We start from the raw sequence: 20,773 nt of genomic DNA, 5'->3' as shown, positions 1-20,773 counted from the left end.
TTTTTTAAAAGTTTTAAGGGGGAAAACTTATGGGCAAAATAATTGCAGTATTTAATCAAAAAGGTGGAGTTGGGAAAACTACAACAAATGTAAACCTAAGCGCTAGTTTAGGTCAAATGGGTAAAAAAATATTGGTTTTAGACCTAGACCCACAAGGAAACACCACTAGTGGATATGGTATAGAGAAAAATGAAGTTGAAAATACCATATATGAAGTTATGTTAGAAGGCGTTAGTATAAAAGATTCTATTATAAAAACTGAATTTGAGAATGTAGATATTGTTGCAGCAGCAACAGATCTTGCAGGCGCAGAAATTGAAATATCTGCTATGGATAATAGAGAATATATATTAAAAAAGGCCATTAAAGAAGTTGTAGATGAATATGAGTACATATTTATAGATTGTCCACCTTCCTTAGGGATGCTTACTATAAATTGTTTAACAGCTGTGAATAGTGTTTTAATACCGATACAGTGTGAGTACTATGCTTTAGAGGGTGTTAGTCAGCTTATGGAAACTATAAAATTAGTAAAATCGAGATTAAATCCTAACATAGATATTCAAGGTGTTGTTTTAAGTATGTTCGATGGAAGAGCTAACTTATCTATTCAAGTTGTTGAAGAGGTAAAAAAATATTTTAAAGGTAGTGTTTATACAACACTTATACCAAGGAATGTTAGATTAGCAGAAGCACCGAGTCATGGAATGCCAGTTATTTATTATGACAATAAGTGTAGAGGATCAATAGCATATTTAGAGCTAGCAGAAGAATTTATAGATTTAGAGGAGGATATTATATAATATGGAGAAGAGAGTATCTAAAAGAAGCAACAGATTAGGGAAAGGACTTAGTGCATTGATACCAGAAGTACAGATGGATTTTGACAAAAAAGAAATAATAGAATTAGATATAGATAAAGTATATCCTAATGGTGATCAACCAAGAAAAGTATTTGATGAAGAAAAAATAACAACATTATCAGAATCTATTAAATCTTATGGAGTTTTACAACCTATAGTTGTAAAACCTGATGAAAATGGTAAATATATGATAATAGCGGGAGAAAGAAGATATAGAGCTAGCAAGAAAGCACAAAAAGAATCAATTCCTGCAGTTGTAAAAGATTTACCATTAAGAGATATAATGGAGATAGCTCTTATTGAGAACTTACAAAGAGAAGATTTAAATCCAGTAGAGGAAGCATTAGCATATAAAAGCTTAATTGATAATCATCATGTAACTCAAGAAGAGATATCTGAAGCAGTAGGCAAAAGTAGACCTCATATAACAAATACTATTAGACTTCTTAATTTAAAAGATGAAGTTTTATCAATGATAGAATATGGAGAAATAACAGCTGGACATGGAAAAGCTCTACTTAGAATAACAGATTTAGATAAGCAATTAGAAATTGCGAAAAAAATTGTAGAAGAAGAACTTTCTGTAAGAGCAACAGAAGGTCTAGCAAAGAAAATAAGTGAAGATAAAGAGGTTAAAATTACTAGCAAAAAAGAAAAAGATATATTTATTGTAGATGTAGAAGAAAGATTAAGGAACATATTTGGAACAAAGGTGAATATATCTAGAGGTAAGAAAAAAGGAAAGATAGAAATTGAATACTATAATGAAGATGAATTAAACAATATAGTATCTATGTTACTTGAAGAGGTATAAGCCTTTAAGAAAGGAAATAAAATATGATTTATTTAGATAATGCAGCAACTACATTTCCAAAGCCAGAATCAGTTTATAATGCAATTTCAGATTGTATGAAAAACTACTGTGCTAATCCAGGTAGAGCAGGTCATAAATTATCAATGAGGGCTGCAAGAGAAATATATGATGCAAGAGAAAATATAGCAAAATTATTTAATATAGATAATCCCATGAATATTATATTTACTTCCAATGCTACAGATTCATTAAACTTAGCTATTAAAGGTAGTGTTAATGAAAATGACCATATAATAACAACGAGTATGGAACACAACTCAGTGATAAGACCTATAAAAGCATTAGAGGCATATGGAGTAGAAAATACAGTTGTTAATTGTGACGAACATGGATTTCTAAATGTAAAAGAATTAGAAAAAGCAATTAAGCCGAATACTAAATTAATAGTTACAACACATGCTTCAAATGTATGTGGAACATTGGTAGATATAAAGAAGGTCGGCGAGATTGCAAAGAAACATAATATTTTATACTTAGTAGATGCATCACAAACTGCTGGAGTTTATAATATTGATATAAAAGAGATTAATATAGATATGTTAGCAGCACCAGGTCACAAATGTTTGTTTGGACCTCAAGGTACAGGTATCTTATATATAAAAGAAGGATTAAATATAAATATACTAAAAGAGGGAGGAACAGGTAGTAAATCTGAGGATTTATTTCAGCCTAACTTAGTTCCAGACAAATATGAATCAGGGACACATAATACGCCTGGTATTGCAGGTTTGAATGCAGGTGTTAAATTTATATTAGAAGAAGGTATAGATAAGATAAGAGAACATGAGGAAGACTTATGTCAGTATATGATGGATAGATTAAATGAAGTTCCCAATGTAATAATATATGGACCGAATAATGTAAAAGAAAAAGCTGCAGTAATAGCTTTAAATTTAGGGAATATGGACTCAGGAGAAGTGACATTTTTATTAGATAGTCAATATGATATAGCAGTTAGATCTGGTATTCATTGTTCGCCATTAGCTCATATGACATTAGGAACATTAGAACAAGGTGTTGTTAGGTTTAGCTTAGGGTATTTTAATACAAAAGAAGAAATAGATAAAGTTATAAATGCATTAAAAGAAATTGTTAATAATAATTAAAAAAAATAAGGGAATATCTTAAAATTTGAAGATATTACCTTATTTTTTTTAGAAAATATACATATTATGTGAAAATAATAAAAGTTAGGAAAATATTGTAAATTTAGATAGTGTTTTTAAGATAAACATAAGTTATAATTATATTATAAAATAAGAAAATGAGTTAAGTGGGTTAGGGGTGAGTAGATATGCATATTTTAAGTTTGGGCGAAAAAATAAAAAAGCTTAGAAAAGAAAAAAATATGACATTAAAGGAATTAGCAGGAGATAGGATTACTGCAGCTCAGATAAGTCATATAGAGAGAGATAAATCCCATACAAGCTACGAATTACTAGATTATTTAGCTAAAAGGTTAGAAGTTAGCACTGATTATTTGTTAGAAACAAAAGAAATGCAAGCAAAGAAAATAACTGACAACTTAATACTTCAAAGTGAAATATATATAAAAAGTGACGCACTAGAAATAGCAGAGGAGCATATTATACAGGCTTTACAAATTTGTAAAGAATATAATTTAACTGATAATTATGGTAAATGTAACTTTTTATTAGCTAACATACATTTACAAAGGGAAGATTATGGAAATGCAATTGGAAGCTTTGAGAGAGCATTATTTTTCTTTATAAAAAATAATGATAAAAAAAATATATTTAAATGCTACTTATATATAGGGGAAGTTTACAATAAAGAAGAATTTTATAAAGGTGCTATAAGTCATTTTAACTTTGCAGAAGAAATACTAGATGATATAAATGAAGAAGATGTTAATTTATATAAAGAATTATATAGCAAGATGGCTAGTTGTTATATGAAATTAGACCAGCCACAGAATTCGTTAAAATATATAGAGAAAATAAACGACTTAGAAAGAAATAATTCAGTAAAAGAAGAAGCTGAAATGATAGTCCTAAAAGCAAAAAGTTTGTTTAGTATGAGTAATTATGAAGAATCAAAAGAATATTTCAGAAGAGCATTGGAATTAATTGAAAAAGAAGAAGATAAAAATAAATTAGCAAAAATATATTTAACAATAAGTGATGTTTATTCTAATATAGGAGATAGTGAAAAAGTTTTAGAATACTCTCAAAAGGCTTATGATATAAAGAAAAATGACGAAGATCAGTATATGTTAGATGGATTATTTCATATGATACAGTCTTATATAGATGAAGGTGAGCATAGCTTAGCTAGAAAGTATTGTAAGTTAACTTTAGCTTCATCTATAAAAAATAAAAACAAAATGTGTGAGTACAAATCTTTAAAGTTCTATGCTGATATATATATAAAAGAAAAAGAAATAGATTTAGCGATAGAATATATAAGTAAATGTATAGCAATAGTTTCTAATTTAGAAGAGCCAAAGCTACTTGCAAATTTATATATAGAGTTAGGTCAATTATATTCATATATTTCAAAAGAAAAAGAATTAGAATACTATCAAAAAGGTGTATTTGTATATAAAAATTTAGAAATAATTTAAAAGACTCTTTATGAAAGGAGTCTTTTTTTTTATATAGAATTAAATAATAGAGGTTAGGAGATGGTAGTTATGAAGAAATTAACATTATTGATAGCAATAGTAGCACTAGTATTATTAATATTTATAAATCCTAGTAAAATAAGTATTTTTAACTTTTCAGCCCAAGAAAGTTACTCTTTAAAAGAGGTAAAATCTATAGATATAAACAAAGACGATAAATATAAGACTTATAATGGAACTTTATGCTTAGTTAGTAATAATAAACTTAAAATTATAGATAAAGATGGAAAAGAAGCATATAGCCAAGCTATAAGTTCTGAAGATATAAATTTATCTATTAATAACTATATAGATATTTTAAATAAAAAGACTAATAAAGGATTTAGCCTAAATGAAAATGGAAAATTAATGTTTAGCACATCTGTTTCAGCAAATTCTATATTATATAAAAGCATGAGTGATTATGTATTTGTTAATATATTAAATAGTGAAGATAAAGAGTTAATGAAGATTATAGATAGTGGAGGAGAAATAAATAATAGAGTAGAAATAGATGGGAAAGTAACTAATTTAATATCTATAGATAACGATATATTAGTATCCTACATAGATATTTTAGATGATATTGAAAATAAGGTTATTTTAATAGATTCAAATGGAAATATAAAAAATGAAATAAGCTTTAATAATATAATATTAGATATTATATACAATGATGAAATTATATACATGATTTTTGAAAATAGTATACAACTTTTAGACAAAACTTTAAGTCAAAAAGAACATATACCAATAGATGGAATATGTGAAATTGAAGAATATAATAATAGTAATTTATATATTAAAGATTCTAAGAATAAATGGGGATACATAGAGGATGGAAAGTTTAAGGTAATAAAAACAAAAGGAGAAGATCTAAAATTAGAAGTTATAGATGATACATATGTATTATATTCAAGTAATATTATTTATAATAGCAAGTTAGAAGAAATAAGTAAGTTTAATGATAACATAAAAGAAATAAAGTATTTGGGAGATGAATCTATTGCTGTTATATATGAAGATGAAATAAAGATATTTAAAATAAATTAAATATTAATGATATAGAAAATTTTTATGATAGAATTAATTTAAAATAAATTAGAAAGGAATGGTTTAGAATATGAAAGTAGAAGTTGATGCAAGGGGATTAAATTGCCCAATGCCTGTTATAAATACAAAAAAAGAATTAGATAAGATTGAATCAGGAATAGTTGTTACTACTGTAGATAATGCTATATCAAAAGAAAATATAATCAAATTAGCAAATTCATTAAACTGTGAAGCAAAAATTATTAAAGAAGAAAAAGATTTAATTTCTATAGAGATAAAAAAGGGAGAAAATGATATAATAGAAAAAAATGAAAATATTGCCTTAGAAGATAAGTGTATATTTATATCATCAGATAAAATGGGAGACGGTAATGAAGAACTAGGTAAAGTATTAATAAAGGGATTTATATATACTTTAACTGAGTCTAAGCCTTATCCAAAACATATAATATTTGTCAATGGTGGTGTTAAATTAACTACAGAGAATGAAGCTATTGTAGAGAATCTTAAAATATTAGAAGAATCTGGTGTAGAAATACTATCTTGTGGAACTTGCTTAGATTACTATGGTCTAAAAGAAAAGGTACAAGTAGGTTCTATAACCAATATGTACACTATTGTAGAAACAATGAATAAGTCATTACAGACTATATCAATATAATGTTCACTTAAAGATAATTATTAAAAGGCTACATATAATAACATATGTAGCCTTTTAATAATTAAAATGATTATATAGAAAAGAGGATTTAAAAATTATGAATGAAATGTATATAGTATCATTTAATTCAACTCATCATGCTATAAGAACGGAAAAAATATTTATAGAAAATGAGATAAAATGCACAACATTACCAACACCAAGAGAAATAACTGCTAGCTGTGGTATATCAATCAGATTTTTAGTTGAAGATCTAAATAAAGTAAAAGATGTTTTAAAAGTAAGTGAAGTAGATTTCAAAGGAATATTCAAGATACAAAAATCATTGGATGGAAAAAAAGTTGTAGAAGAAATAGGCTAGGAGGGATAAATTTATGCCGATGGATCTAAAAGTTGGGGATATAGTAGAACTAAAGAAACAACATGCTTGTGGATGTAAAGAGTTTGAAATAACAAGAGTAGGTATGGATATAAAAGTTAAATGTACTAAGTGTTCAAGACTAATAATGTTAGATAGAGCTACATTAGAAAAAAGAGTAAAAAAAATTATAAATAAATAATAAAAAAGGTGGTCAAAAGACCACCTTTTTTAGGGGAGATTGGGATGAAATATATTTAAGTTATGGGGGCTATATAGTAGTATTATTATCCTTATAAGTCGAAAATATACGTATTAGAAATAAAAAAAATGTAATAATAAATAAATAAGGACGAAAATCAAATTGACAATATTATTATTTAATGATAAAATAAGCAAGTATGAGAATTTATTCTCATTTCTCTGCTCTGCGTAGCAGAGCCGTTAAGTCCAAAGGGAGGTGAATTACATGAAAAATTACGAATTAATATACGTTGTTAAGCCAAATGCTGATGAAGAAGCAAGAGAAGCTGTAATGAACAAAGTTAAAGAAGTGGTTGCTACTGCTGGTGAAGTAGTTAACGTTGACGTTTGGGGAACTAAGAAATTAGCTTATCCAATAGCTAAGTTCAACGAAGGTCACTACGTATTAGTTAACTTTAAGGCTGCTGTTGACGTTCCTAAAGAAGTAGACAGAAACTTAAAGATAAACGAAAACGTAATAAGACATATGATAGTTGTTGCTTAATAACTAAGAGTCTTATTATAAATTAGGATGGTGTTTTTATGAACCATGTTGTATTAGTCGGTAGATTAACAAGGGATCCTGAACTTAGATATATTCCAGGAACAGGAACACCAGTTGCTACATTTTCTGTTGCCATCGATAGAGATTATACTAAAAAAGATGGAACAAAAGAAACAGACTTTATACCTGTTGAGGTAATGGGAAAGCCTGCTGAATTTTGTGCAAACTATATTTCTAAGGGAAGATTAGTTGCTATACAAGGTTCAATAAGAATTGACCAATATAAATCTCAAACAGGAGAAAATAGAACTTTTACTAAGGTAAGTGCTCGTAATGTACAAGCCTTAGATAGCAATAGAAATAGAACGGATAGTCCATATCCAGATGCATCTAGAGGTTCAGAACCGACATTTGAACCAAGCTTTGAACCACAAGGATTAGACCCACAAGGATTCCAAGCTATAGATGACGATGATATACCATTTTAGAAAAGGAGGGGAACACACATGGTAAACAAGAAAAGACGTAAAAAGAAAAGAGTTTGTCAATTCTGTGCTTCTAAAGATGCTAGAATAGACTACAAAAACACTCAAAGATTACAAAAATACGTAACTGAAAGAGGTAAAATATTACCAAGAAGAATCTCTGGAACTTGTGCTAAGCACCAAAGAGAATTAACAGTTGCTATAAAAAGAGCTAGAAACATAGCACTTTTACCATACACTTTAGACTAAGATTTAGTCTGAAACAAAAAACGAGCCTTAGGGCTCGTTTTTTGTTTATCCATTTTATCTGCTTATATATATTAAATTATGGTATAATGTTTATATATTAAGGAGGGGGAAATTTTGAGATTTGATAAAGGTTCTGAAGTTACAAAAAATGTAAAAATAATAGAATGGATGAAGAATGAATTATTAATGAGTTTAAGTGACTTATTTAATCTTTTATTCAAGGGAGTAAAACCTGTAGATGAATTATTACAAGATACTTTAGCAAATATTATAATGATTACATACCTTTTGGCGAAAAGACTTGGGATAAGTTTTAAAGATATAGATTATAAAATTAAAGAAAAGATAAAAATAGGAATAAAAGAAGAACATAGTATAGAAAGTTGGTATGGGGACTTATCTAACTTACAAAAACACATGGACAATAAGGAGTGATTCTAATTGAATAAAAAGTTTGGCATATCACAAGCCACATTGATAGCCACATTAGGTATTATATTAGTTTTAGTATCAACATACGTTCCGATGCTGGGAATACTAGCCTTAACAATACCAGTGCCATTTGCAATAATAGGTACACTATGTGAAAATAAATATGCTTTTTTATCACTATTAGTTACTTTTTTTGTAGTTATGTTTTGTGTAGATCCTATATATTCTGTAAGTACATGCATAATGAGTGTAGTTCCAGGTTTAGTTATAGGTAAACTAGCTAAACAGACTATAAATAATGATGGTAATAAGTTTGAGCCAATATATGGTGGTACGATAATATATATAATTTGCACAATTACATTTTATTTCATAGCTAAAATAATATTTAAGGTAAATTTAATTGAGGAATTTAACCAAATAATGTCTTCAACTTTCCAACAACAAATTAGTATTATGAATGAAATGAATGTAGAATTATATAAAAATCTAAATATAGAAGGTATATTATACATTATAAAAAATATGATACCAACGATGTTATTTTTACAGGGACTAATAGCTTCATTTATAACATATTACTTAGAAGTATTTATGTTAAACAGAACAAGAATTTTAAGTTTGCAAAAGCCTACATTTAGAGATTTTTATTTACCAGGGAATGCAGTAGGAACATCTTTATTATTATATTTATTAGTTCTATTACTAGGATTTATGAAAATAGGATTATATACAGAATCAATAATGTTTAACTTACAAATGGTATTTAATTTCATGTTTATTGTACAGGGAATTGCGGTAGCTATATACTACATAAAAAAATGGATTAAGCAAGGAACTGGTAAAAATATACTAATATCAGGATTGGCATTAGGAATATTTGGTACAATGGGAATATCATTTTTAGGAATGTTAGACAGTGTAATTGATTTTAGAAAGGTGAGAAGCTATAAATCCAATTAGGAGGGTAGAAATGAGGAGCAAGCCAAGTTTTAAAATAAATATGCCGGAAATAAATATATATATAATAATTATAGGGTTAATGAGTTCTATGTTAATTTTCTATAATTTATATATAGGTTGTTTATTTTTCTTTGGTTTTATATATATAGTCTTTCATAATTGGAGAATAGCGAATATTAGAAAAAAAGAATGGACTAAATATATTCAAAACTTATCTTTAGATATAGATGAGACAACCAAAAAGGCTATAATGCATCTTCCAATACCTCTTTGTATACTTGAATTTGATGGAAGAATATCTTGGTATAATAATAAGTTTTATAAAATGACAGAGTCATCAGATTTATTAGGTGTAAACATAGATAGTATAATCAAGAATTTGAATCTTAGAAAAGTATTGAATGAGAATAAAGAATTATACACAGAGGTAACATATAAGGATAGACAATATACGGTAGTTTATAATGTAATAAAGAATGAACAAGAGAAAAATGCAAAGTATCTTATGATGCTTTATTGGATTGATAAAACTGAATATCTAAATCTAGAAAAAATGTATAATGATGAAAAAAATGTTATTATGCTTATTCAAGTTGATGGATATGATGAAGTTTTAAAAAGTACAAGTGAAGAAAATAGACCTTTGATAAACTTAGAAATAGAAAAGATGTTAACTTCATTAGAAACAAATACTAATGGTGCTTTAAAAAGAACATCAAAAGATAAGTTTATATTAATTATGAACAAAAAAGAGTTAGAGGCAATAGAAAATAGCAAGTTTGCTATATTGGATAATATAAGAGATATTAATCATGGAAATGCATTACCTATAACTATTAGTATGGGGGTAGGTATAGATGGTGAAACTGTAAATGAAAACTTTAAACTAGCAAATGGTGCCCTAGACCTAGCATTAGGTAGGGGTGGAGATCAAGCAGTTATAAAGACAAAAGATAAATTTGCATTTTATGGTGGTAAGTCTAAAGCTGTTGAAAAAACAACTAAGGTAAAATCAAGATTAATAGGTCATGCTTTGAGAGAAGTTATATTAGGAAGTAGCCAAGTCTATATAATGGGACACAAATATCCTGATATGGATGCAATGGGATCTGCAGTTGGTATTTACGATATATGTAAGTCTTGTAATAAGTCTGCAAATATAGTTTTAGAGTCGTCTAATGAGTCTATAGATGAATTTGTAATGCGTTTAGAAGAAAAAGAGTATTATAAAAATATATTTATAAGCAAAGATGATGCTATTAGAAATTGTAATAAAGATACACTAGTAGTAGTTGTTGATACTCATAGACCGAGCTATACTGAATGTCCAGAACTATTAAGTTTAACTAAAAAAATAGTAGTTATAGACCACCATAGAAGAGGGGTGGAATTTATAAATGATGCAGTACTATTATTCCATGAAATATATGTATCCTCAACATGTGAGATGGTTACAGAGTTAGTTCAATATATGGAAGGCGATATAAAAATAAATAAAACAACAGCAGAAGGCCTTTTAGCCGGTATAAGTTTAGATACAAAGAATTTTGCATTTAAAACAGGTGTTAGAACATTTGAAGCAGCATCTTATCTTAAAAAGGTAGGGGCAGATACTGTAGAAGTTAAAAAATTATTTAACTCAGATGTCCAAGACTTTATAACAAAAGCAGATATTATAAAAAATTCAAAAATAATAAATAACAAAATTGCATTAGCATATTCTGATAGAGAAATAGAAAATATAAATGTTGTAATTGCGCAGGCGGCAGATGAATTATTAAGTGTAAAAGGAATAGAAGCGTCGTTTGTTTTAGGAAGAAAAGATGATACTGTATTTATAAGTGCCAGGTCTTTTGGAAATATAAATGTACAGGTACTTATGGAAAAATTAGGTGGAGGTGGACATATGGATATAGCTGGAGCACAGCTTGAAAATATGAGTTTAAACCATGCCTATAAAATAGTATATGAAATAATAGAACAATATTTACAGGAGGAAGATTAGATGAAAGTTATTTTATTAAAAGATGTAAAGGGAACGGGTAAAAAAGGTGAAGTGAAAGAAGTAAGTGATGGATATGCAAGAAACTTCTTATTACCTAAAAAAATGGCAGTAGTAGCAGATAATACAGCAGTAAAGGAATTAAATGAAAAGAATAAAGCAGCAGAAAATAAAGCTCAAAAAGAGTATGAAGCAGCACTAGAATTAGGTAAAAAAATGGAAGAAATGAATATAGTAATATATTCAAAAGCTGGAGATGGTGGAAGATTATTTGGGTCAATAACTTCTAAAGATATAGCTGAACAATTAAAAAAACAACATGAAATAGTAGTAGATAAAAGAAAAGTATTATTAAATGATCCGATAAGAACATTAGGTTCAATGAATGTTGAAATAAAAATACATCAAAAAGTTACAACTAAAATAAGAGTGGATGTAAGAGAAAAACAATAGATAGTATACTTGAGGTGATATAAATGGAAGACGTAACTAGAATACCTCCCCATAGTGTGGAATCAGAACAATCTATACTTGGATCAATATTACTTGATAAAGATGCAATAATTACAGTGAGTGAGACTATAAGATCAAGTGATTTTTATAAAGAAGCTCATAAGATTATATATGAAAGTATGCTTAAATTAAGTAATAAAAATGAACCTATAGATTTAATCACTTTGACAGAAGAATTAAGGAAACAAGGACATCTAGATGATGTTGGAGGAATAAGTTATATAACAAGTCTTTCTACAATAGTACCTACAACTTCTAATGTAAAGTATTATGCTGATATAGTAAAAGAAAAATCGGTACTTAGACAGCTTATAAAAGCCTCTAATGATATTATAAATTTAGGTTATGAAAATTCTGTAAAAGTAGAAGAAGTATTAGAAAAAGCAGAAAAAAGAATTTTTGATATATCTCAAGAAAAAGCTAGTGATGACTTTAAATCTATAAATGAAGTTTTAGTAGATGCTTATGATATGATTGAAAAATTATATACAAATAAAAGTGATGTAACTGGTATAACTACAGGGTTCAAAGATTTAAATAAAAAAATAAATGGACTTCAAAGAACAGACTTAATATTAATTGCAGCTCGTCCTGCTATGGGTAAAACTGCATTTTCACTAAATTTAGTACAAAATGCCGCTCTAAAAGGGGATGCGTCTGTTGCAGTATTTAGCTTAGAAATGTCTAAAGATCAATTAGTACAACGTATGTTAGCAGCTCAGTCACACGTTGAATTAAAGAAGATAAAAACGGGAACACTAGATGAAAATGATTGGCCAAGGATAATTGATGCTATGGCAGTTTTATCTAATGCAAATATACACATAGATGATACTCCTGGAATAAAAATATCAGAACTACGATCTAAGTGTAGAAAATTAAAAATAGAAAAAGGATTAGATTTAATACTTATAGACTATCTTCAGCTTATGGAAGGTGAAGGTAATAATGAAAGTAGACAACAGGAGATAGCAAAGATATCTAGATCATTAAAAATAATAGCGAAGGAGCTTAACTGTCCAGTTGTTGCTCTTTCTCAGTTATCTCGTGCTCCAGAACAAAGAGCAGATCATAGACCTATGTTATCAGATTTAAGAGAATCAGGTTCTATAGAACAAGATGCGGATATAGTTATGTTTTTATATAGAGATGAATATTATCATCCTGATTCAGAAAGTAAAAATATTGGAGAAGTACTAATAGCTAAAAATAGACACGGTGAAACTGGGTCTGTTGAATTAGTTTGGTTAGGTGAAGTTCAAAAGTTTGCAGATAAAGCTAGGGATATGTAATATTAATAAGTATCCACAGAACAAATTTTCTATAAAATATATATAATGTGGATATTTATATTAAAATATCCATAAATATTGAAAAATAGACGAAATATTATCCACATTATCCACAGAATGTATGTTGATAACTAAGAAAAGCTGTGTAAAAGTAAATTTTTCACTTTTACACAGCTTTTAGTGTTTATAAATGTAAATTAGTTAATAGGGAAAATGTGTTGAATATAAGTCTTAATATATATATATATCCACAAATTTGATATATAAACATTTATATTAAAATAGATTAAGTGAAATAATAATTAAAGTATCAATATTATATCATTTATTTTGAAAATACATATTAAAAAAATGTAGTAGACAAAAAGGTTTGAAAATGCATCGAATATTTGATAGAATAAATAGGTAGAGCGTTCGAAAAAATGAAATAGAGGTGAAGTTCATGAAAACAGTCGCAGTTGTAGGATCTCAATGGGGAGATGAAGGAAAAGGTAAAGTAATAGACTATCTTGCTACACAAGCTGATGTAGTAATAAGAGGTCAAGGTGGAAATAATGCTGGGCATACATTAGTTGTAGAAGGTAAAAAATTTGCTTTACGTTTAATACCATCAGGTATATTAAACTCAAATACTATAAACGTAATAGGGAACGGAATAGTTTTTGACCCAAAAGGGTTCTTGGAAGAGATAGAAATGCTTAATAGCAATGATATAGATACTAGTAATATAAAAATAAGTGATAGAGCTCATGTTGTATTCCCTTATCATAAAGAACTAGATGCTTTAGCTGAAGAGGCTAGAGGAGATAATAAAATAGGTACTACTAAAAAAGGGATAGGTCCTTGTTACATGGATAAGACAGAGAGATCTGGTATTAGAATATGTGATTTAATGGATAAGGATATTTTTGCTAAAAAATTAGAAGCTCAAGTAAATGCAAAAAATAAATTAGTTATAGGCGTTTATGGAAAAGAAGCTATGTTCAATTTTGAAGAAATATATAATGAATATCTTGAATATGCTGAAAAAATAAGAAACTATGTAGCAGATACTTCTGTTATTGTTTATGATGCAATAAAAGCAGGTAAAAGAGTACTATTTGAAGGAGCACAAGGAACTTTATTAGACTTAGATTTAGGAACTTATCCATATGTTACGTCATCTCATCCTATATCAGGAGGATTTGCTGTAGGAGCTGGTGTTGGACCTAATATGATAAAAGATGTAGTTGGTATAGTTAAAGCTTATACTACAAGAGTTGGAGAAGGGCCATTCGTTACAGAGTTAGATAATGAAATTGGAGAAAGAATAAGAGTACAAGGACATGAATTTGGAACTGTAACAGGAAGAGCAAGAAGATGTGGTTGGTTTGACTCAGTTATAGTAAAATATGCTGCTAGAGTAAACGGACTAACTAGTATATCTTTCATGCTTTTAGATGTACTGACAGGATTTGATAAAATCAATATATGTACAGCATACAAAATGGGAGATAAAATAATAAATGATTTCCCAGCATCATTAGAAGATTTAGCTAAATGTGAGCCAGTGTACGAAGAATTAGATGGTTGGCATGAAGATATAACTAACGTAGAGAAGTTTGAAGATCTTCCTGAAAATGCTAAAAAATATATAGCTAGAATAGAAGAATTAGTTGGAGTTAATGTAGATATGGTTTCAGTAGGACCAAATAGAGCTCAAACTATAATAAGAAAAAATATATTTGCATAATAGCATAATTTATAAATAAAAGGGGCTTTATCAGAGTAAAATATTCTGATAAAGCTCTTTTTGTTTAGGTTTAGATAATAAATGATATAAATATATCCTAAGCATGATAGTTATTACTAATAAATGTCAGAAAATGTTGAAAAATATCAAAAAAAATAAAAATATGATTAAAATATATTGACTAATACAAAAAAGAAGATATAATAAAGATACAAATATGATGATAGTGATTATCATTAGCTAAAAATGATGATAGAATATATACAGATTATAAGAATATAAAGGAAAGGGTAGAAAAATGAGAAAAAGAAAATCTATAGCATTACTTACGGTAGCAGCACTATCTATCGGAATATTAACAGGATGCTCAAGTAATAATGATTCAAATAATGCAAAAGAAGAAACTAGAGTTGTAAACTCTGTAAAAGGTGAAGTAGAAATACCTTCTAACCCAGAACGTATAGTAGATATTTCTGGAAGTAGTGAAGAATTAGCTATATTAGGACATGTTCCAGTAGCTACAGCGAATGTAGATTCATACGCTACAGATAGTATACCTTCATACATGGAAGATAAATTAGGAGATGCAACAGTAGTTGGACACTCTATGATGGAAACTATGGATGTTGAAGCTATAATAGCAGCAGAACCAGACTTAATAATAATGGCAGAAAGACAAGAGCCAATATATGAAGAATTATCAGAAATAGCTCCAGTAGTTATGATAGAAGATTTATCTAATGATTGGGAAGCTAAATTATTAGGAATAGCAGAATTATTTGATCAAAAAGATGAAGCTCAAAAATGGTTAGATGCTTATTATGAAAAAGCAGAGTCTTTAGGAAATGAAATAAAAGAATCAAATGGTGAACAAACTTATGTTGCAGTTTTAGCAACTTCGGGGCAATTTATGGTATTTAGTGAAGGTGGAATAGGAACAATAATAAATACTGATATGGGACTTAGTAAACCTGAAAATATGCCTGCTCAAGATAGTATAACATTACCAACAGTTTCGATTGAAGGATTAGCTGAGATAGATGCGGATCACATAGTTGTTATAGCTGATGCATCAGAAAAGGCAAACTTAGAATCAAGTTCAGTTTGGTCTGAAATAAGAGCTGTAAAAGATGGAAATGTAACTATACTAGATGCAAGTCCATACTTCTCTCAAGCTTATAATCCAATAGGAAGAGAGTTATTATTAGAACAATTAAAAGATGAATTAATAAAATAATATAATTAAGTAGGTGTATAAAATAGGTTTATTTTTGCACCTACTATTTCCGTTTCTATAGAAAATGTGTAATTTACCAATTTAAGGAGGGTATAAGATGGGTAGATCTAAAAAAAGAACTAAAACTTATTTGTTAATGATAATCGGAATAATACTTCTTATAGTTGGTATAGGTTTATCAGTTTCAATTGGTGCAAAAAATATTGATATTAAAACAATAGTTCAAAGTTTGTTTAGTAGTGAAGTAAACTTAAGTAATAAAATAATTACAGATGTTAGAATTCCAAGAGCGCTTGCAGCTGCTTTGGTCGGAGGTTTTTTAGCAGTTTCAGGAGCAATAATGCAAGGAATTACAAGAAACCCAATTGCAGAGCCTTCTGTAATGGGTATAACTCAAGGTGCGACATTTACAATAGCAATAGCATTTGTATTACAAAAGATATTTCCAGACTTAATTATAAATAGTTTTGTATTAATGATATTTGCATTCTTAGGCGCAAGTATAAGTGGTTTATTAGTTTATTTTGTAAGTTCTAGGTCAGCTAGAAAAGTAGATCCAGTTAAATTAGCTTTAGCAGGTACAGCGCTAGGTACACTATTGATATCGTTAGCAACAGGAATAGCTATGTACTTTAATTTATCTCAACAACTAAGCTTTTGGATATCTGGAGGATTAATAAGTGCTAAATGGCAAGGTGTTAATTTACTATTAATAGTAGGAGGAATAGGACTTGTAGGAGCAATGTTTATGGCACCTAAAATAACGATTTTAAGTTTAGGTGAAGATGTTGCTATAGGATTAGGTCAAAATACAAACTTAGTTAGACTTATATGTTTATTAATAGTTATATTATTAACTGGAGCATCGGTTTCAGTTGCAGGAAACATTATATTTGTAGGCCTTATAGTACCTCAAATTGTAAAGTCTATTGTTGGTTCTGATTATAAATACATAATACCAGCATCAATGATATTAGGAGCTGTATTATTAGTATATAGTGATATTATAGCTAGGATGATAAACCCACCATATGAAACACCAATTGGCTCATTAACTGCTTTATTAGGTGTTCCAATGTTTATATACCTTGTAAGAAAGGAAAATAAATAAATGATAGATGTAAAAAAAGATAAAAAATTTATATATACAATAGGAATTATAACTTCTTTAATAATAATTACATTTTTAGTAAGTTTAAATATGGGATCTTTAAAAATTGGAGTTATAGATGTGATAAAAACTTTTTTAGGGCAAGGTTCAAGGGCGCATGAAATAGCTTTATTTAGATTGAGATTGCCTAGGATAGTAATTGGAATTCTTATAGGAACTGCTCTTGCAGTAGCAGGTGCAATACTCCAAGGTGTAACTAAAAATGACTTGGCCGACTCTGGTATATTAGGGATAAACTCTGGAGCCTCATTATTTGTAGTTGCATATATATATTTTATGAATGGGAATGTATATGATGGTGTTAGTAATTTCACAGTATTTACAATGCCAATAGTAGCATTGTCTGGTGCTTTATTTGGAGCATTCTTAATATACATTCTTGCATGGAAAAATGGTATTAATTCATCAAGGCTATTGTTAGTAGGTATTGGTATAAATACTGCATTTACATCTTTACTTACGATATTCCAACTTAAATTTACTACACAAGAGTTCAATAGAGTATTAGCTTGGACATCAGGAAGTATATGGGGAACAAATTGGAAGTATGTAATGGCTGTTTTACCATTTATATTAATATTTATGTGGATTACACTTTATAAATCTAGATATTTAGATATATTAAATTTGGGGGATGAAGTTGCTACCGGATTAGGTGCAGATGTTGAGAAGGAAAGAAGAAGATTAATAATATATGCAGTTATTTTAGCTGGTGTTGCTACATCTGTAGCAGGTAGTATAGCATTTTTAGGACTAGTATCTCCTCATATAGCTAGAAGATTAGTAGGTCCAAAACATAAAAGGTTAATACCAACATCTGCTCTTATAGGAGCATTAATTTTATTAATAGCAGATACTATATCTAGAAACTTATTGGCTCCTATGGAGATACCAGTAGGAATAGTTATTTCAATAATAGGAGTTCCTTATTTTATATACTTAATGTTAGCTGATTAAACTTGAAAATATAATTACCTTTAATACGGAGGAAGTAGTAATATGTCTTGTATAGAAACTAAAGATTTAAATATATCATATGGAAGCTTAGATATTGTTAAAGATTTAAGTCTAAGTATTCCAAAAGGAAAAATAACAACAATAATAGGAGCTAATGGTTGTGGAAAATCAACAATATTAAAGACTGTTGCGAGAATTTTACAACCTAAAAGCGGAAACATTTATATAAATGGAAAAGATATAAATAGTCAAAAAACAAAAGATCTTGCTAAGGTGATGGCAGTTTTACCACAAAGTCCACAAGCTCCAAGTGGATTGACTGTAGAGGAATTAATAGCATACGGGAGATTCCCTCATCAAAGCGGTTTTGGAAAATTAAAAAAAGAGGATAATAATATAATAGATTGGGCATTAGAAGTTACTGGTATATCAGAATTTAGAGATAGACAAATAGAAGCACTATCAGGAGGACAAAGACAAAGAGCGTGGATAGCAATGGCTCTAGCACAAGAAACTGATATACTTGTTCTTGATGAACCTACAACATACTTAGATTTAGCGCATCAACTAGAGGTATTAAATCTATTAGAAGAATTAAATAAAAAACAAGGTACAACTATAGTAATGGTAATACATGAGCTTAATAATGCAGCTAGGTTTGCAGATCATATGATAGGAGTCAAGAAAGGTCAAATAGTATGTGAAGGAAATGCACATGATGTTATGACTAAAGAAAACTTAAAAGAATTATTTAATATAGATGCAGAGATAGTATCAGATCCTAGAAATAATAAACCAGTATGTATAACTTATGACATGGTTAAATAAGGTGATAAAATGGAAAATCAAAAATTACTAAGAGAAGAAAGAGTAGGGAAACTTTTATTGAGGTATTCTGTGCCAGCCATTTTAGCAATGATGGTAACTTCTCTTTATAACACAGTAGATAGAGCTTTTATAGGATCAATGCCAAATGTAGGAGCATTAGCTATATCTGGATTAGGTGTAACTATGCCTATGTTTACAATAATGGGTGCATTTGCAGTAGCTATATCAGTAGGTGGAAGTACAAATATATCGATAAAATTAGGAGAAAATAATAAAGAAGAAGCTGAAAGAATATTAGGTAGCACATTCGCCCTAGAATTATTTGTAGGTGTGTTGATAAGTATATTATCTATATTTTTCTTAGATAAAGTATTATATATATTTGGAGCTAGTGAGCATACTATAAAATATGCTAGAGAATATATGAGTGTAATTTGCTCTGGAGCAGTATATAATTTACCTGGATTTTCATTAAATGGAGCTATAAGAGCTGAAGGAAATCCGAAACTTGGGGCAAAAATGATGATAAGTACATGTATTTTAAATTTAATTTTAGATCCAATTTTTATATTTGGATTTGGGTTTGGAATTAAAGGTGCAGCGATAGGAACTATAATTTGTCAATTAGTTGTATTTATATGGGCTTGTTATTATTTTACAAAAGGAAAATCTACACTAAAATTAAGGTTGAAAAATATAAGGCTAGATAAAAAAATAGTAAGAACAATTGTAGTAATAGGATTAACTCCTTTTGCAATGGAGCTAGCAGCAGGATCAATACATCTAGTAACAAATAAAGTATTAAAAATATATGGAGGGGACTTAGCTATTGGAGCGATGACAGCAGTAACATCTGTATTGCTTATGTTCTTAATGCCTATATTTGGATTGAGCCAAGGAATGCAAACTATAATTGCCTATAATTATGGTGCAAAGCAATATGATAGAGCAAAGAAAACATTAGGATTAGCTTTAATCATATCTTCTATAATACTTACATTAGGACTTATAGCAGTAAAGTTAGTTCCTGAATTATTTGTAGGTATCTTTACCAATGATTCTGAACTAATGAAACTAGCAGTTAAAGGTATAAATTTAAATCTAACAACACTACCTCTAATAGGTGTAAGTATTTTAGGTCCAGTTTATTTCCAATCTATAGGAAAAGCTAAGTTATCAATGTTATTAACACTATTAAGACAAGTAATTTTATTAATACCTATAATTTATATAATACCAAAACTATTTGGATTAAATGGGGTTTGGATATCTCAGCCTATTTCAGATATAGGAGCTATGATAATAGTAGGTATATTTTTAATTAAAGAATTTAAAAAAGAAAAAATAAAATCTTGTGCATAAAAGTATGTTTTTTTAATAAAAATAAAAGGCAGTATAAAAAAATAATCCTTGGATATATTGAAAATACTGCCTTTTAAGAAAATAAAATAAAAAAATAAAAAAAGTTTTAAAAAAGTGTTGACGAAATATATAAAAGTATATATAATAATATTTGTGAGTGAGAGAAACGACGAAATAAGTCGAAAAAAGTAACTTACAAAACATGAAAGATGATCCATTAGCTCAGTCGGTAGAGCACCTGACTTTTAATCAGGGTGTCCCGCGTTCGAGTCGCGGATGGATCACCATTTATGGCCCATTGGTCAAGCGGTCAAGACACCGCCCTTTCACGGCGGTAACAGGGGTTCGATTCCCCTATGGGTCACCA

General features: G+C 28.6%; 22 protein-coding genes and 2 tRNA genes. All 24 read left to right on the top strand.

Annotated elements, in window-relative coordinates:
- Nucleotides 1-29: 29 nt before the first annotated feature.
- The 24 genes from I2A66_RS15430 (at nucleotide 30) to I2A66_RS15315 (ending at nucleotide 20,773) form a co-directional block, all read left to right on the top strand.
- The gene (locus I2A66_RS15430) at nucleotides 30-803 is read left to right on the top strand and encodes a ParA family protein (protein ID WP_122641053.1); all 774 of its coding nucleotides are present in this window, start codon (nucleotides 30-32) and stop codon (nucleotides 801-803) included.
- Between the two features lies 1 nt (nucleotide 804).
- Nucleotides 805-1,677 (top strand): ParB/RepB/Spo0J family partition protein, encoded by an 873-nt coding sequence (locus I2A66_RS15425; RefSeq protein WP_195251941.1) that lies wholly within the window; start codon nucleotides 805-807, stop codon nucleotides 1,675-1,677.
- Nucleotides 1,678-1,700: 23 nt separating this feature from the next.
- Entirely contained in the window at nucleotides 1,701-2,843 is a 1,143-nt protein-coding gene (locus I2A66_RS15420; RefSeq protein ID WP_195251940.1) for an aminotransferase class V-fold PLP-dependent enzyme, read from the top strand.
- Nucleotides 2,844-3,031: 188 nt separating this feature from the next.
- The gene (locus tag I2A66_RS15415; protein ID WP_147516735.1) at nucleotides 3,032-4,324 is read left to right on the top strand and encodes a helix-turn-helix domain-containing protein; all 1,293 of its coding nucleotides are present in this window, start codon (nucleotides 3,032-3,034) and stop codon (nucleotides 4,322-4,324) included.
- A 69-nt stretch (nucleotides 4,325-4,393) separates the two neighbouring features.
- The gene (locus I2A66_RS15410) at nucleotides 4,394-5,416 is read left to right on the top strand and encodes a hypothetical protein (RefSeq protein WP_147516736.1); all 1,023 of its coding nucleotides are present in this window, start codon (nucleotides 4,394-4,396) and stop codon (nucleotides 5,414-5,416) included.
- A 70-nt stretch (nucleotides 5,417-5,486) separates the two neighbouring features.
- On the top strand, nucleotides 5,487-6,077 hold the full coding sequence (gene yedF, locus I2A66_RS15405) for a sulfurtransferase-like selenium metabolism protein YedF (RefSeq protein WP_122641059.1): 591 nt from the start codon (nucleotides 5,487-5,489) through the stop codon (nucleotides 6,075-6,077).
- Nucleotides 6,078-6,174: 97 nt separating this feature from the next.
- Nucleotides 6,175-6,438: a DUF3343 domain-containing protein gene (locus I2A66_RS15400; protein WP_122641060.1), complete on the top strand. Its 264-nt coding sequence runs from the start codon at nucleotides 6,175-6,177 to the stop codon at nucleotides 6,436-6,438.
- Nucleotides 6,439-6,451: 13 nt separating this feature from the next.
- Nucleotides 6,452-6,637 (top strand): DUF951 domain-containing protein, encoded by a 186-nt coding sequence (locus I2A66_RS15395; RefSeq protein ID WP_122641061.1) that lies wholly within the window; start codon nucleotides 6,452-6,454, stop codon nucleotides 6,635-6,637.
- Nucleotides 6,638-6,904: 267 nt separating this feature from the next.
- Nucleotides 6,905-7,183 (top strand): 30S ribosomal protein S6, encoded by a 279-nt coding sequence (gene rpsF / locus I2A66_RS15390; RefSeq protein WP_122641062.1) that lies wholly within the window; start codon nucleotides 6,905-6,907, stop codon nucleotides 7,181-7,183.
- Between the two features lie 38 nt (nucleotides 7,184-7,221).
- Nucleotides 7,222-7,671, top strand: a complete 450-nt coding sequence (locus I2A66_RS15385; protein WP_122641063.1) for a single-stranded DNA-binding protein — start codon at nucleotides 7,222-7,224, stop codon at nucleotides 7,669-7,671.
- An 18-nt stretch (nucleotides 7,672-7,689) separates the two neighbouring features.
- On the top strand, nucleotides 7,690-7,917 hold the full coding sequence (gene rpsR / locus I2A66_RS15380) for a 30S ribosomal protein S18 (protein WP_122641064.1): 228 nt from the start codon (nucleotides 7,690-7,692) through the stop codon (nucleotides 7,915-7,917).
- Between the two features lie 114 nt (nucleotides 7,918-8,031).
- Nucleotides 8,032-8,352, top strand: a complete 321-nt coding sequence (locus I2A66_RS15375) for a MazG-like family protein (protein WP_122641065.1) — start codon at nucleotides 8,032-8,034, stop codon at nucleotides 8,350-8,352.
- 6 nt (nucleotides 8,353-8,358) lie between these two features.
- Nucleotides 8,359-9,312: a DUF2232 domain-containing protein gene (locus I2A66_RS15370; RefSeq protein ID WP_195251939.1), complete on the top strand. Its 954-nt coding sequence runs from the start codon at nucleotides 8,359-8,361 to the stop codon at nucleotides 9,310-9,312.
- A gap of 10 nt (nucleotides 9,313-9,322) precedes the next feature.
- Nucleotides 9,323-11,317 (top strand): DHH family phosphoesterase, encoded by a 1,995-nt coding sequence (locus tag I2A66_RS15365; protein ID WP_122641067.1) that lies wholly within the window; start codon nucleotides 9,323-9,325, stop codon nucleotides 11,315-11,317.
- Nucleotides 11,318-11,767, top strand: a complete 450-nt coding sequence (rplI, locus tag I2A66_RS15360; protein WP_122641068.1) for a 50S ribosomal protein L9 — start codon at nucleotides 11,318-11,320, stop codon at nucleotides 11,765-11,767. It abuts the gene before it with no gap.
- Between the two features lie 23 nt (nucleotides 11,768-11,790).
- Nucleotides 11,791-13,119 carry a replicative DNA helicase gene (dnaB, locus tag I2A66_RS15355; RefSeq protein WP_122641069.1) on the top strand — a complete coding sequence of 443 codons (1,329 nt, stop codon included), beginning with the start codon at nucleotides 11,791-11,793 and terminating at the stop codon, nucleotides 13,117-13,119.
- A 442-nt stretch (nucleotides 13,120-13,561) separates the two neighbouring features.
- Nucleotides 13,562-14,851 carry an adenylosuccinate synthase gene (locus tag I2A66_RS15350; protein WP_122641070.1) on the top strand — a complete coding sequence of 430 codons (1,290 nt, stop codon included), beginning with the start codon at nucleotides 13,562-13,564 and terminating at the stop codon, nucleotides 14,849-14,851.
- A 298-nt stretch (nucleotides 14,852-15,149) separates the two neighbouring features.
- Nucleotides 15,150-16,088, top strand: coding sequence for an iron-hydroxamate ABC transporter substrate-binding protein (locus I2A66_RS15345; RefSeq protein ID WP_122641071.1), 939 nt, complete (start codon nucleotides 15,150-15,152; stop codon nucleotides 16,086-16,088).
- A gap of 97 nt (nucleotides 16,089-16,185) precedes the next feature.
- Entirely contained in the window at nucleotides 16,186-17,199 is a 1,014-nt protein-coding gene (locus tag I2A66_RS15340) for a FecCD family ABC transporter permease (protein ID WP_122641072.1), read from the top strand.
- Nucleotides 17,200-18,216, top strand: coding sequence for a FecCD family ABC transporter permease (locus tag I2A66_RS15335; protein ID WP_195251938.1), 1,017 nt, complete (start codon nucleotides 17,200-17,202; stop codon nucleotides 18,214-18,216). It begins immediately after the preceding gene.
- A gap of 42 nt (nucleotides 18,217-18,258) precedes the next feature.
- The gene (locus I2A66_RS15330; protein ID WP_122641074.1) at nucleotides 18,259-19,044 is read left to right on the top strand and encodes an ABC transporter ATP-binding protein; all 786 of its coding nucleotides are present in this window, start codon (nucleotides 18,259-18,261) and stop codon (nucleotides 19,042-19,044) included.
- Between the two features lie 9 nt (nucleotides 19,045-19,053).
- A complete protein-coding gene (locus I2A66_RS15325) occupies nucleotides 19,054-20,406 on the top strand; it encodes an MATE family efflux transporter (protein ID WP_147516742.1) in 1,353 nt (450 codons plus the stop codon).
- Nucleotides 20,407-20,617: 211 nt separating this feature from the next.
- A tRNA-Lys gene (locus I2A66_RS15320) sits at nucleotides 20,618-20,693 on the top strand.
- Nucleotides 20,694-20,698: 5 nt separating this feature from the next.
- Nucleotides 20,699-20,773, top strand: a tRNA-Glu gene (locus I2A66_RS15315).

Source organism: Romboutsia sp. 1001713B170207_170306_H8, from assembly GCF_015550495.1.
GTDB lineage: Bacteria > Bacillota > Clostridia > Peptostreptococcales > Peptostreptococcaceae > Romboutsia_E.
The sequence above is the reverse complement of the archived record's forward strand: the minus strand, read 5'-3'. Positions and strand labels throughout refer to the sequence as shown.

Bases quoted from the DNA above. Each gene is read 5' to 3' on its own strand.
- I2A66_RS15350 (WP_122641070.1), top strand. From the start codon at position 13,562: ATGAAAACAGTCGCAGTTGTAGGATCTCAATGGGGAGATGAAGGAAAA.
- I2A66_RS15325 (WP_147516742.1), top strand. From the start codon at position 19,054: ATGGAAAATCAAAAATTACTAAGAGAAGAAAGAGTAGGGAAACTTTTA.
- I2A66_RS15395 (WP_122641061.1), top strand. From the start codon at position 6,452: ATGCCGATGGATCTAAAAGTTGGGGATATAGTAGAACTAAAGAAACAA.
- I2A66_RS15330 (WP_122641074.1), top strand. From the start codon at position 18,259: ATGTCTTGTATAGAAACTAAAGATTTAAATATATCATATGGAAGCTTA.
- dnaB (WP_122641069.1), top strand. From the start codon at position 11,791: ATGGAAGACGTAACTAGAATACCTCCCCATAGTGTGGAATCAGAACAA.
- I2A66_RS15400 (WP_122641060.1), top strand. From the start codon at position 6,175: ATGAATGAAATGTATATAGTATCATTTAATTCAACTCATCATGCTATA.
- rpsR (WP_122641064.1), top strand. From the start codon at position 7,690: ATGGTAAACAAGAAAAGACGTAAAAAGAAAAGAGTTTGTCAATTCTGT.
- I2A66_RS15415 (WP_147516735.1), top strand. From the start codon at position 3,032: ATGCATATTTTAAGTTTGGGCGAAAAAATAAAAAAGCTTAGAAAAGAA.
- I2A66_RS15420 (WP_195251940.1), top strand. From the start codon at position 1,701: ATGATTTATTTAGATAATGCAGCAACTACATTTCCAAAGCCAGAATCA.
- rpsF (WP_122641062.1), top strand. From the start codon at position 6,905: ATGAAAAATTACGAATTAATATACGTTGTTAAGCCAAATGCTGATGAA.
- rplI (WP_122641068.1), top strand. From the start codon at position 11,318: ATGAAAGTTATTTTATTAAAAGATGTAAAGGGAACGGGTAAAAAAGGT.
- I2A66_RS15365 (WP_122641067.1), top strand. From the start codon at position 9,323: ATGAGGAGCAAGCCAAGTTTTAAAATAAATATGCCGGAAATAAATATA.
- yedF (WP_122641059.1), top strand. From the start codon at position 5,487: ATGAAAGTAGAAGTTGATGCAAGGGGATTAAATTGCCCAATGCCTGTT.
- I2A66_RS15385 (WP_122641063.1), top strand. From the start codon at position 7,222: ATGAACCATGTTGTATTAGTCGGTAGATTAACAAGGGATCCTGAACTT.
- I2A66_RS15410 (WP_147516736.1), top strand. From the start codon at position 4,394: ATGAAGAAATTAACATTATTGATAGCAATAGTAGCACTAGTATTATTA.
- I2A66_RS15335 (WP_195251938.1), top strand. From the start codon at position 17,200: ATGATAGATGTAAAAAAAGATAAAAAATTTATATATACAATAGGAATT.
- I2A66_RS15430 (WP_122641053.1), top strand. From the start codon at position 30: ATGGGCAAAATAATTGCAGTATTTAATCAAAAAGGTGGAGTTGGGAAA.
- I2A66_RS15345 (WP_122641071.1), top strand. From the start codon at position 15,150: ATGAGAAAAAGAAAATCTATAGCATTACTTACGGTAGCAGCACTATCT.
- I2A66_RS15340 (WP_122641072.1), top strand. From the start codon at position 16,186: ATGGGTAGATCTAAAAAAAGAACTAAAACTTATTTGTTAATGATAATC.
- I2A66_RS15425 (WP_195251941.1), top strand. From the start codon at position 805: ATGGAGAAGAGAGTATCTAAAAGAAGCAACAGATTAGGGAAAGGACTT.